General features: G+C 50.4%; 14 protein-coding genes. 5 read left to right on the top strand and 9 right to left on the bottom strand.

Going from position 1 to position 12,422, the window contains the following annotated elements; genetic code table 11:
* The 3 genes from GDA54_06770 to GDA54_06780 form a co-directional block, all read right to left on the bottom strand.
* Nucleotides 1-379, bottom strand: a 379-nt coding sequence (locus GDA54_06770) for a hypothetical protein (protein MBC6498000.1), incomplete at its 3' end; no start/stop codon positions are given.
* A 5-nt stretch (nt 380-384) separates the two neighbouring features.
* On the bottom strand, nt 385-1,176 hold the full coding sequence (locus tag GDA54_06775; protein ID MBC6498001.1) for a hypothetical protein: 792 nt from the start codon (nt 1,174-1,176) through the stop codon (nt 385-387).
* Nucleotides 1,173-1,994 carry a sulfotransferase family 2 domain-containing protein gene (locus GDA54_06780; protein ID MBC6498002.1) on the bottom strand — a complete coding sequence of 274 codons (822 nt, stop codon included), beginning with the start codon at nt 1,992-1,994 and terminating at the stop codon, nt 1,173-1,175. Before GDA54_06780 ends, GDA54_06775 begins: the two co-directional genes overlap by 4 nt.
* A 227-nt stretch (nt 1,995-2,221) precedes the next feature.
* On the opposite strand from GDA54_06780, the gene GDA54_06785 reads away from it, so the two are divergent.
* Complete coding sequence (locus GDA54_06785) at nt 2,222-3,253, top strand: succinylglutamate desuccinylase/aspartoacylase family protein (GenBank protein MBC6498003.1); 1,032 nt, start codon at nt 2,222-2,224, stop codon at nt 3,251-3,253.
* Between the two features lie 26 nt (nt 3,254-3,279).
* Entirely contained in the window at nt 3,280-4,701 is a 1,422-nt protein-coding gene (rimK, locus tag GDA54_06790) for a 30S ribosomal protein S6--L-glutamate ligase (protein MBC6498004.1), read from the top strand.
* 10 nt (nt 4,702-4,711) lie between these two features.
* Here rimK and GDA54_06795 read toward each other — a convergent pair whose 3' ends face one another.
* From GDA54_06795 to GDA54_06820, 6 genes are all read right to left on the bottom strand, one after another.
* Nucleotides 4,712-5,404, bottom strand: a complete 693-nt coding sequence (locus tag GDA54_06795; GenBank protein MBC6498005.1) for a sulfotransferase family 2 domain-containing protein — start codon at nt 5,402-5,404, stop codon at nt 4,712-4,714.
* Nucleotides 5,401-6,153 carry a sulfotransferase family 2 domain-containing protein gene (locus GDA54_06800; protein ID MBC6498006.1) on the bottom strand — a complete coding sequence of 251 codons (753 nt, stop codon included), beginning with the start codon at nt 6,151-6,153 and terminating at the stop codon, nt 5,401-5,403. The genes GDA54_06795 and GDA54_06800 overlap by 4 nt, the downstream gene beginning before the upstream one ends.
* A gap of 19 nt (nt 6,154-6,172) precedes the next feature.
* Nucleotides 6,173-6,910: a hypothetical protein gene (locus tag GDA54_06805; GenBank protein MBC6498007.1), complete on the bottom strand. Its 738-nt coding sequence runs from the start codon at nt 6,908-6,910 to the stop codon at nt 6,173-6,175.
* A 36-nt stretch (nt 6,911-6,946) separates the two neighbouring features.
* On the bottom strand, nt 6,947-7,456 hold the full coding sequence (rpsI, locus tag GDA54_06810) for a 30S ribosomal protein S9 (protein ID MBC6498008.1): 510 nt from the start codon (nt 7,454-7,456) through the stop codon (nt 6,947-6,949).
* A gap of 82 nt (nt 7,457-7,538) precedes the next feature.
* Nucleotides 7,539-8,012 (bottom strand): 50S ribosomal protein L13, encoded by a 474-nt coding sequence (rplM, locus tag GDA54_06815; GenBank protein MBC6498009.1) that lies wholly within the window; start codon nt 8,010-8,012, stop codon nt 7,539-7,541.
* A gap of 245 nt (nt 8,013-8,257) precedes the next feature.
* Nucleotides 8,258-8,590 carry a divalent-cation tolerance protein CutA gene (locus tag GDA54_06820; protein ID MBC6498010.1) on the bottom strand — a complete coding sequence of 111 codons (333 nt, stop codon included), beginning with the start codon at nt 8,588-8,590 and terminating at the stop codon, nt 8,258-8,260.
* Between the two features lie 236 nt (nt 8,591-8,826).
* Between GDA54_06820 and GDA54_06825 the strand changes: the two genes are divergently transcribed.
* From GDA54_06825 to GDA54_06835, 3 genes are all read left to right on the top strand, one after another.
* Complete coding sequence (locus tag GDA54_06825) at nt 8,827-10,338, top strand: hypothetical protein (protein MBC6498011.1); 1,512 nt, start codon at nt 8,827-8,829, stop codon at nt 10,336-10,338.
* Between the two features lie 141 nt (nt 10,339-10,479).
* Complete coding sequence (locus GDA54_06830) at nt 10,480-11,970, top strand: hypothetical protein (GenBank protein ID MBC6498012.1); 1,491 nt, start codon at nt 10,480-10,482, stop codon at nt 11,968-11,970.
* A 268-nt stretch (nt 11,971-12,238) separates the two neighbouring features.
* The coding region (locus tag GDA54_06835; protein ID MBC6498013.1) for a hypothetical protein at nt 12,239-12,422 on the top strand (184 nt) is incomplete at its 3' end.

A 12,422-nucleotide genomic window follows, 5' to 3' on the forward strand; every position in this document is an offset into this window, starting at 1 on the left:
GACTCCATTCGTCGGCAAGGCGGCGCTTAAATTTCCAAGCATAAAGACTGACAACCCAATCATAAGGGTTACGAATCACAGAGATTTTGAGAAAGCGGCGGAAGACGTCATCCCCCAGAAGAGTCCGTAATGTCATGGCATCCATATGTGCGCCCAGTTTAAATGCGCGTTTTTCCCCATTTGCTGTGACCACATCAATCTTGTTCCTCACAGGATACGGGTAAAAACGCGCCCTCAACCGATTGCTTTTCCTGTCCCCAAACCGACTCATCACATCATCTTTGCCACAAAAACGGGAGAGGGCAATCTCCAAACTTGTCCCCGCCACCTTCCTAGGCTTGATGAAAATAAACTGATGTTTGAAAGAAATGATGGTCATACGTTTTACCTCATCATCTCTTGTGGAGTCTCTGTAGGAACAGACAGCCCAGACAACCCCCCAGACAAACTTTCAGGCAACCCCCCAGACAACCATGGCAGGTCATAACCGAACGTGTCTAACTCAACGGCGTAGTGCTTTTTCATCATCTTTATCCCCTCAAAAAAACCTTCGAAACACGCCCGCGTTGTGAGGGCTGGCGGACGTATACCTCCCTTCACTCGTATCCCCTTGAATGTGTCATAGATATTCTCAACGAGTCCCAACCTCTGTGAGAGAGCCGTGAGGTCTGCCTCGAAATGCTCGAAACGAATCATAAAATCAACAGCATCATAGGGACGCTTGAGCGTGGCGTATCGACGCCCTTGTCTATAGACATCGTCTTCAATGCTCCTGAGAAACCATCTCCTAAATTGAGGGACGAAGAGGTGATGTGGCTCTTGCCTCGGCTTGGCAAAGTTTTGCCAAGCATAAAGACTGACGATCCAATCATAAGGGTTACGAATCACAGAGATTTTGAGAAAATGGTGGAAAATACTATCCCCCACTATGGCTCTTATTGTCTCCGCATATAAGTGCGATTTTAACTTAAGCATCCTTGCCCTCGGTGTCTTTACATGCCCGCGCACGGGGTACGGGTAAAAACGCGCCCTCAAACGTTTTCTGTTCTCGCTCCCCAAACAACTCATCACATCATCTTTGCCACAAAAACGAGAGAGGGCAATCTCGAGGCTTGTCCCCGCTATCTTCTTGGATTTGATGAAAATAAACTGATGTTTGAAAGAAATGATGGTCATACGTTTTCCCTCATCATCTCTTGTGGGGTCTCTGTGGGAACAGACAGCCCAGACAACCCCCCAGGCAAACTTTCAGGCAACCCCCCAGACAAACTTTCAGGCAACCATGGCAGGTCATAACCGAACCTTTCTAACTCAATAGCATAGTGTTTTTTCATCATCTCTATCCCCTCAAAAAAACCTTCGAAACATGCCCGCGTTGTGAGACTCTGTGGGCGCACATGTCCCTTCTCTCGTATCCCCTTGAATGTGTCATAGATATTCTCGGTGAGTCCCAACCTCTGTGAGAGAGCGGTGAGGTCTTCCTCAAAATGCTCGAAACGAATCATAAAATCAACGGCATCATAAGGGTGCTTGAGCGTGGCGTATCGACGCTCTTGTCTATAGAGCTCGTCTTCAATGTTCTCGAGAAACCATCGCCTAAAGAGAGAGACACTCGTCTCCCGAGATGGTCCACAACGCCTTTTATGAGCCCGCCACGCATAAAGACTGACGACCCAGTCATAAGGGTTACGAATCACAGAGATTTTGAGAAAGCGGCGGAAGACATCATTCCCTAGAAAAGACCTTAATTGATGAACTGACCCATGCACAACCAGTTTAGACGTGCATTTTTCCCCATGCTTGACCAGCTCAATTGTATTACGCACGGGATACGGGTAAAAACGCGCCCTCAACTGATTGCTTTCCTCTTCACGAAACCGACTCATCACATCATCTTTGCCACAAAAACGAGAGAGGGCAACCTCGAGGCTTGTCCCCGCCACCTTCGTAGGCTTGATGAAAATAAACCTGTGTTTGAAAGAAATGATGACCAAAGAACTTCCCTATGGATGACCCGTTGTACTTCTCTTAACACACCCCATTACCACGTCAGACGCCCCGTTGTCAATGACATAACACATACACCATATGTATATGGTATTGTGCGACAACGCCTATGGAGGCGCTCCATAGGATACAACACATATATATGGTACAACACACATATTATACGTATGCATGACGATAGACCATTCCCCTCATAAGGCTCAGGACAAGACTCATGGCGCATGACACCCTCGTCATAGGGGGGACACCCATTCACCCAGGGGAACGTCAGCGCGTCTTTATCCGTCTTCCCCAGCTCTATGACTTTACGACCATGACGATGCCTGTTGACGTGATACGGGGAAAAGAGGATGGGCCTCGCCTGTTTGTCTCGGCGGCCATCCATGGCGACGAAATCAACGGGGTGGAGGTGATTCGTCAATTGCTTCGTTCAGCCTTCATCAACCATATCCATGGCACGCTCATGGCCGTTCCCATTGTCAATGTGTTTGGTTATAACGATAAATCTCGCTATCTGCCAGACAGGCGCGACCTTAACCGCTCTTTTCCTGGGCATCCTCGTGGGCCCCTAGCAAGCCAATTGGCGCATATTTTCATGCAAGAGATTGTGATGAAAGCGACCCATGGCATCGACTTACATACAGGGGCGCTCCACCGCACGAACTATCCACAGATTCGCGCCTATCTCAAAGACAAAGACACACATAACATCGCCACAGCCTTTCAAGCGCCTGTCATTATTGACGCCCAATTACGTGATGGCTCGCTCAGAGAAGCAGCCCGTCGCCTCCATATGCCGATGCTCCTCTTCGAGGGGGGCGAAGCGTTGCGCTATGACCCCTATGCCATCGACGTCGCCCTCAAAGGCATACGCAACGTCATGTATGTCATCGGCATGCTCCCGCAAAAAATACAGAAGCCCTCGCATCACCGCGATACATTTTTTACGGCGCTCTCAAGTCATTGGGTGCGCGCCCCCCATAGCGGAAGCCTACAAAGTCATGTCAAAGCAGGCGATAGGGTTGTGAAAAAGCAAATTCTCGGCATGATGTCCGACCCTTTTGGCGACAATCATGCGCGTATCGAATCGCCTCTGGATGGCGTCATCATCGGCGCGACAACCATTCCTCTTCTCAATGCTGGTGACGCCACCTTCCATATTGCCACATTAGAGGACTATGAAGCCCTCAAAGAATATGATACACTCGCCGACAGCCAATACGGACCCATCCACCAACTCACGTAGAAGACAATCTCAAGAGGACGATCTCCATGCCCCCCCCACCATCCGATACAAAACAAGAAAGGACCATTGTCGGAAAAGAAGAATGGTGCGCTTTGCCATCCTTAGGCTTGCCTGCTATCAAGGCGCGTATCGACTCAGGGGCGGCCACGTCATCCCTCCATGCTTTCAATATCCATGAGTTCGAAGAGAATGGCGAACGTTTCGTTCATTTCGACATCCATCCCCTTCAGCATGACAGCAAAACCATGCAAAGCTGTCGCGCGCCTGTGATCGATACGCGCACGATCAAGAGCTCCTCAGGGGAAGCGCAACGTCGCCCCATCATCAAAACCGCCATCACACTGGGAAACGAGACATGGGATATTGAGGTCTCTCTTGCCAACCGAGACACGATGGGATTTCGCATGCTCATTGGCAGAGAAGCACTGGGACATCACGTTCTTATTGACCCCAATAGCGCCATGCTCCTTGGGAGCGTAGACGATAAAGAGGCGCAAGCCCACTATAAAACGAGCAAAAGACGTCCTGTCAAAGATAAGATGCGTATTATCGTCTTGGCGTCTAATCCTAAACTCTATTCTAACGAACGCCTCATGGAGGCGGGAGAAGAGAGGGGCCATGACATGCGTTTTGTCAATATCAGCCAGTGCTACATGAACATGAGTTCGTCTAACCCCCAGATTTTCTATCGAGGGGGACAGCTCCTCAATAATGCCGATGCCATCATCCCGCGCATACGTCCCTCTATGACGTTTTATGGTTGTGCCGTTGCCAGACAATTCGAGACGACAGGCGCTTTTTGTCTTAATGACTCCATCTCTATTGCGCGTTCGCGAGACAAACTACGTTCGCTCCAGATGTTAGCCTATCGCCGTATTCCCATGCCAACAACAGGCTTTGCCAATTCACCAATGGAGACGTCGTCCATCATCGATATGGTGGGGGGCGCTCCCCTTGTCATTAAACTCTTGGAAGGCACACAAGGAAAAGGTGTCGTCCTTGCCGAAACAGCAAAGGCCGCAGAGAGTGTTATCGACGCGTTCAAGAGCCTCAAGGCCAATATCCTTGTCCAAGAATTCGTCAAAGAGGCCAATGGGCGAGATTTACGTTGCTTTGTCATCGATGGACGGGTTGTGGGGTGCATACAGCGCCAAGCCGCCGCTGGTGAATTTCGCGCCAATCTCCACCTTGGCGGAACAGCGCAAGCCGCTAAAGCCACCAGCGAAGAGAAAAAAATTGCCATCAAGGCCGCAGACGCTATGGGATTGCAAGTGGCGGGCGTCGATATTATCAGCTCAAAACGAGGCCCTATGGTGCTCGAAATTAACTCATCCCCAGGCCTAGAAGGCATAGAAGAGGCCACGGACCAAGATGTGGCGGGGATGATGATCGACTCGACACAAAAACATCTCTTAAAAGGACACAAGAGCAGACCCGCCCTCTCTTGACCCGTGACGTTTAAAATGGGACGTCATAGCCGAAGCGCGCGCACTCCACAGCCGCATGCCTTTTCACAGAGACGATACCGTCATCAAAATCCTCGAAACAATGGCGCGCCGTGAGGCCTCGAGGACGAAAATGTCCCTTTTCCTTGATATGCATAAAGACTCTGTAGAGATTCTCGGCGAGACCAAGGCGCAACGATAAGCGATGTAAATCTCTCTCAAGAGATTCATAACGCACCATGAAATCCACAGCGTCATAAGGCTCAACAAGCGTGCATAAGCGCCTGTTGTAATGCAAAACGTGACACCGATGTTGCCAAAACCATTCAATGAAATTATCACGCACCATAAGATACGCCTCCCCTTCACTACGTCTGAGCCATGCGTAGTGACTCACGACCGTATCGAAAGGATTGCGCGTGACAGAGATTTTCAGAAAACGACGAAAAAGGTCATCTCCTAGGACTCTGGCGATTTCTTTTGCGGGCGTGTGTCCCACACGTTGATGAAACATGTGCTTGTGCTGTACATCAGGCGGGCGCGTTCGTGTCCTCTGAGAGGGTGGCGGTAATTGCTCCCGCAAGGCAGCCTCTGGAAAGAAAATGTCATGCGCGCCACAATGCTGACACAGCGCAAATTCGAGGCTCGAGCCTGCGACTTTCACCGTTTTTATAAAGATAAATTGCCGATGATAAGAAATAATCATGGTGTCATCCCTGAGACGCCCTTCTGTGTCGGCGCGTCATAGCCAAATGTGTCTAACTCGATGGCACATTCCTTCCGCACCCTCGCAATCCCCTCATCAAAACCCGAAAAGAGATGGCATGCCGTCATGCCTTGAGGGCGTATGGAGCGATGTTTGCTCATTGTGCGATATGTATCATAGATATTCTCACGAAACCCCAGACAGCGCGACAGCTGGGTCACGTCATACGCCATGTGTTCATAGCGTATGATAAAATTCACGCCATCATAAGGCTTGTCCTCATGGAGAGAACATATGCCCCTGTTGCGACAAAAATGGGGTCTATCCACCGTCAACAGCCACTCTCGAAAAGAGGACGGGTCTTTTGCCTCATAGGGTTCTCCCCGCGCCGCTCGCCTCTTTTTCTCTTGCTCATAGATATGTTTGGTATAGAAATAAAGGCTGACCATGCGCGTAAAGGGGTTGCGCTCGATAGAAAAGACAAAAAAATCGTGATAGGCGTCTCCTAACATGGCTTTCACGCGCCGTCCCGTCATATGCGGCCCTTCGGCTTGGAGTCCTTCCTGTATTTTTTGCTGATATTGTTCAGGATATATTTTTGGTGTCTTATGGGGAGCAACAATTCGAAAATTATGGCACAGGTCATGGTCATGGTCAAAGAAACGCTCATAGAGAGCATTCTCCATACTTTCCCCGCCCACCTTTTGGGTTTTAAGGAAAATATAGCGATATGTGAAAGAAATAATCATAAGACACCCATCTCCATGCTCATGGCACATCATAGCCGAAGGTTGTCAATTCGATGGCATAATCCCGCCGCAACCTCTCTATGCCGTCGCGAAAGCCATCAAAGCATGCATGGGCTGTGAGCCATGGCGGGCGTATGTTACGTTTTCCTGTTTTACCCTTAAAGGCATCATAGACATTCTCTTTCAAGCCTAGCCGTTCCGACAAACACGCCATATCCTGTTCTCGATGTTCGTAGCGAAGCCACACATCGATGGCATCATAGGCTGTCTCGATACAACATCGTGCGCTGTCTCTTCTGGTGCCTCTGCTCCCATGGGTGAGAAACCATTGCCTAAAATCGTCAACGGAGAGGGCATGGCCGTTGGCGACTTTGTTCCGAGAGACCCAAGCATAATCGCTCACCACTCTCTCGAAGGGATTACGTATCATGGCAACCTTCAGAAATTGGGAAAAGACACGTTGTCCCACCGCCTCCATGATGACTTTTGCAAAACTATGGGGAAGGACTCGGGTATGCAAAGGCTGATGTTGCCCAAGATAGACCAGCTTTTGTTCATCGATACGTTGTCGCGAGAAGGGATAATAACACCACCCTATCACGTCATCTGTCACCTCCCCTTCGAAATAAGGGAGTGAGACGGACGGCCAGAAATCACCATCACCACAAAAAGATGACAGGGCGGCTTCGAAACTCGACCCCGCCACCTTCACATTCTTAATAAAGATGAGCTGGAGCGTGAAAGAAATAATCGTCATACAGCATCACAGGATGTCCCCAATCACCAGAACACCTTAACGTTTTGAGAATTGATGTGACCTTCTCGCTTTATGGCGTCCATATTTTTTACGCTCAACGACCCGTGCGTCGCGAGTCATGAATCCCGCTTTTCTGAGGGGCGCATGGAGATTGGGATTATAGGAAGACAATGCCTTGCTGATACCATGGCGCAAAGCCGACGCCTGACCCGAGAGCCCTCCCCCTTTGACCGTGCTCTTAATGTCATAACCATTTTCATCTTTGATGACAGCAAAAGGTTGACGCAAGATCATACGCAAGACAGGACGAGCAAAATAATCATCGGCATTCTTGCCATTGACGATAATCGTCCCTTGTCCCGCCTTGAGCCATACCCGCGCAATGGCATTTTTGCGTTTCCCTGTGGCGTAAGCGCGCCCCAGAGCATCAAGGGGTTGGGCAACCCGAAGATGTTGTGGCGCTTCCGTGCCGCCGCCATGAGGTGTCGTGGGGGATGTCGTAGGCTGGGGCGCTGTCGTGTCTCTTCCTGCTTGTGTCTCTGCCATGGTTCTTGTCCTCTCATGTTCCCTATATTATCCTCTCATGACGATGATACTACGTCACGCTCGTCTATCATACCACCTATTTTCACGCCACACGCATCGAGCGTTGAACATTTTTAGGATTGCGCGCCGCCATATCGATGGTGATAGGCTTGTGAGCGTCAAAGGGATGGGTCTCTTTGGCATAGACATAAAGATTTTTCATCATTTTGCGCCCTAAGGGACCGCGTTTGACCATACGCTCGACCGCTTTCATAACGAGGCGCTCTGGGCGTTTCGTGGCAAGCATGTGGCGTGGCGATATGGATTTGATACCCCCCGGATATCCCGTATGCCAATAAAATCGTTTGTCATGCCGTTTTCTCCCTGTGAGAGCTACCTTATGGGCATTGACGATGATCACTTTGTCTCCACATGACAAGAAAGGCGTATAATGCGCTTTGTGCTTCCCCCGAAGAAGAGTCGCCACATAGCTCGCCATACGTCCCAAGACAATGCCTTGCGCATCGATGAGATACCACTGGACAGGGCGGGATGTGGGGATAGGCGTCTTTCCCATAGCCGTTCTTCCATCCATGCTCAGACGTAGGGGGAGCGATGATGTTTTCCTATGCGTCGGTGCTGTCTCTTTTGTCGTCATCATCCTGTTCATCCTCTTCGATGTGCTTGCGGGTTTCTCTAGGCTCACTATAAAGGCAAAGCTCTCTCATGTCATGCATATATCTATGCATTGCATACCATGTCATGTCGATGCCTGCCATAGACGGCAAGGTCGACATACCACCCCATGCCTTTTATCCGCCCTTATGATGGCGCTGGCGGTGTCGTCTGTTCCTTTATCCATGCAAGGAAATCTGGAACACCATGACATATGGGAAGGACAACGATACCGGGACATGAGTCAGAATGTAGTTCTTTTGCCCTTTGGCAAAGGCGCTCTTGTTGTTGCGACGTCGTCTTTGCCATGAGAGGATATTCCGTGCGTTTCTGTAATCCCTGCCACACAAAGAGTGCTTCGATGGGGGGACAGAGATGGACACATGCCGCCAGACGTTCTTGAATAAGGCACTGGGCGATAGTCTGTGCTTCGTCAGCGGAGGGCGCTGTCATATAGACCATACAATAGGAGAGAGACATGTCGGTTGTCACCATAGACGATGACACCATGCATAACAGAGCATAATATGATTATTTTATTTGACTATCTTGAGACAAGGGGCTAGAGTTGAATAGCCCCTCATTGTATGGATTGTCTTATAGAACAAAACCTTGACATCTGTATAGGGTTTTTGTAGTATGAGGAGCAGGCGGGCTTGTCATAGAGTTCAAGTGCGTCACGTAACATTGTTAACGCATAACGGAGAGTGTCTGTAATGAACAAACTACCCCTTTATTTTATCGCTTTTGCCTTAGGCGTTGCTCTGTCCATCGCACCCAATAGGGCACAGGCAGATGTGGAGCCTGACTTCTTTGACGAGGAGTTCTTTGAGGAAGAAGAGGAGTTCTTTGAAGAGGAGGACTTCGAAGAGTTTGTCGAAGAAGAGTTCGAAGAAGTTGAGTATGAAGAGCAGATTAGCGGTTGTATCCTTGACACGGAGGCCCGCTTGGGCATTTTGTGTGACAATTGGTCGACTCGTATCATTGGTCGTTTTGGCGTGGATGCCCTTTTCTTGGGTACTGACTCTGCTTCTGATGGTGCATTCCGTCCCCGCTCGAGCGGTGCTGGACTGAGCACAGCGCGTATAGGCGTTTCTGGCACGCTGTATCGGGACTGGGTCTACAAGGTGGAGTATGACTTTGTCCAAGAGCGCCTTGATAACATCGATGTCGATGAGGACAGTAGTCGTTTTATGGGCGAGAGCGCGAGGGGGCAGATCACGGATGCCTATATCGCCTATCGGGGCATCGAGGACTTCACCATTCGTGTAGGCAATATGAAAGCAGCCTATAGTTTGGCGATGGCGAACGATTCTCGCTTTGACCTCTTTATGGAAAACGCGACAGCTATGCATGTGTATGGCAATTCGAAGCCACGTTATCCGGGCATTGCTGCTTCTTATTACGACAAACAATATAAAGTCTTGGCAAATGTCGGTGTCCATCTAGAGCCCTACAACATCGAGAATGGTTCTGAGGATGGTGACGACATCAGCCTCTATGGGCGTGTGTCTTACACGCCGTACCTACGCAACGAGTGGTATAGCCATGTGGGGATTGGTGGCACATATGTCGCGAGGAATGGCGACGATGCCTTCCAGACTTACACATCTGTTGCTCCCTTCACGACGGCGATCGCCAGAGTGGGAGACGACCCTCTCTTCGTTGCCAACCGCGCGGCCTCTTACGAGTCTAGCTATGTTGTCAATCTTGACCTTGCGGGTGGCTGGAGACAATATGGCGGGCAGTTGGGATTGACCCGCATGACCCATAGCCCTGTTGGCGGCGGTGACTCTGTCAATCAGCACATGTTCTATGTGCAGGGGAATTGGTGGCTGACCGAAGAACGCAACGCCTATGATCCTCGAGAAGGTGTGTTTGGACGTATCGTTCCTATCCGCCGTCTTGGTGCGGGTGGCATGGGTGCTGTCGGCGTCTCTGTGCGCTACCACCGCTTGCTCTTGGATGATAGCGGAACGGGTTTCGTATCCTCTGATGGCGCGCCCGCTACTGCACGATTCAACGAAGGCGGACGTCTCTGGGGTATCACGGCCGCTGTCATGTGGAAGCCTAACCCGTACGTAAAATTCGTCGGGGAATACGTCCATGTGGAGCGTGATGCTTTCGCTTGCGGTTCTGTTCGAGGCGCTGGTAACCCAACAGCAGTGGCCTGTTTGGGAGGCGACACGCCCAGTGGCATCCAATTTAGGGCACTGATTGACTTCTAAAGAGGTCGCTTCTGTGTCCAGCTCTCCGTAAAAGCAGCCCGTTTCCTCCCTTCTTGAGGAGACGGGCTCTTTTGTAGGAGATGTTTCGAGAAGAACGACAAGAGGAAAGACTTGTCATTTTATTGTGAGGAGAATAGGAGAATGCGTAGAAGTTATCCCTATATGATGGCGTGTTTGTGCGCCTTTGGTTTTTTTTCCATTCAGTATGACGCCCAAGCCGATGTAGAACCCGGCTTTTTCGAAGAAGAGTTTGAGGAGTTCATTGAAGAAGAAGCCCTCGAGGACTATGTAGAAGAAGCCTATGAGGAAGAACCTCAAATAACGGGCTGTATCCTTGATACGGAGGCGCGTGTTGGTGTCTTGTGTGAAAATTGGTCAGCGCGCCTCACAGCCCGTCTCTTCACGGACGCCCTCTTTGTCAATAGCGATAGCCCCGTGGCCGGTCAGGGACGCGGGCAGTTCAAGCCGTTATCCAGTGGAGCAGGCGTGCGTTCCGCACGCATCGGCATTGCTGGCACATTCTATCGCCACTGGACCTACAAGTTGGACTATGACTTTAGGCAACGGACAACGAAACGCCAGAACCCCAATAATGACCGTGGTCGTATCACCGATGCCTATATTGGCTATAAGGGCGTGCGGGACTTCACTTTCCAAGTGGGGATTATAAAGACGCCCTATGACCTGACCCAAGCCAATGACTCACGCTTTGACGTCTTCATGGAGGGGTTCTTTGGCGATAGTTTCGGTATCACAAAGCCACGCTACCCTGCCGTCCAAGTCTCTTATCGCCATCGTGATAAGAAGACGACCGCCATGGTTGGTGCGCATCTAGAGCAACATGATTTGGATGTCGCCTATGATGAAGGGGGCGATGATGTGGGCATCTATGGGCGGATAACGCACGCGCCCTACATGGAAGGCAATTGGTATAGCCATGTGGGCGTGGGAGGAAAATATCTCAACCAAAATGGCGCGGCAACAGCACAAAACTTCCGTTCCATTGCCCCTTTCACCCAAGCCTTTATCGATGTCGATACGGATGTTCTGTTTAACGCCAATAACAATCACGCTATCAGGACAGTCGGTGGTGTCCCCACTGCGCCTAACTCCGACTCTTTCTATATTCTCAGTCTGGAGGCGGCAGGCGGATGGAAGAACTATGGCGGACAGATGGGATATACCCGTATCGGCCATGACCGCGCTGTGGGTGATGATGTAGGACACCATCTCTTCTACATTCAAGGCAACTGGTGGCTCACAGGAGAGCGCAACGCCTACATTGCCGAGCAAGGAGTCTTTGGGCGTGTGCTTCCTATCCGTCGTCTCGGCGCTGGCGGCATGGGCGCCGTTGGCCTCTCTTTGCGCTATCACCTCCTCAATCTGGATGATAGTGAGACACCCCTTGCTAACAACGTAGGCTTTAACGAAGGCGGACGCCTCTGGGGTATCACCGCTGGCGTCACGTGGAAAATCAACCCCTACATCAAGCTCATAGGTGAATATGTCCATGTGGAGCAAAGCAACTATGCCTGTGCGTCCATTCAGGGAGCAGGAGCGCCAGACGCCACCCGCTGTCCATCAGACCTCCACCATCGTGGCGTGCAACTCAGGGCGCAGATGGACTTCTAGAGGCTCACAACACACCACAAAGCCTCAAAGGCAACAAAGAGCCCGTCCCCCTCAAGGGAGAGACGGGCTTTTTGCTGACGACATAAAGCAATATATCCTCTTATGACAGACAAAGTTATTGACATCATGATATACGTCATTTAGGATAGTTGGAGTCGCCTCTTAGGGTGTTGTGCTTGTTGAGACAGTAGGCATTCTGGGATGGCGAAGGGGGTCGTTTTCATCCACTCTATGGGAGAGATTAAACATGCATAAAGTATCTGTATATATGCTCGCGTGGATTCTTGCCTTCGGACTGGTGGGCATCCAAGGCAATGCCTTTGCCGATGTTGAACCGGGCTTTTTCGAGGAAGAATTTGAAGAATTCATCGAGGAAGAAGAGATTGAAGAATATGTAGAGGAAGTCTACGAGGAAGAGGCTCCTACGATAACGGGCTGTATCCTCGATACAG

The organism is Alphaproteobacteria bacterium GM7ARS4 (genome assembly GCA_014332745.1).
Classification (GTDB): domain Bacteria; phylum Pseudomonadota; class Alphaproteobacteria; order GM7ARS4; family GM7ARS4; genus GM7ARS4.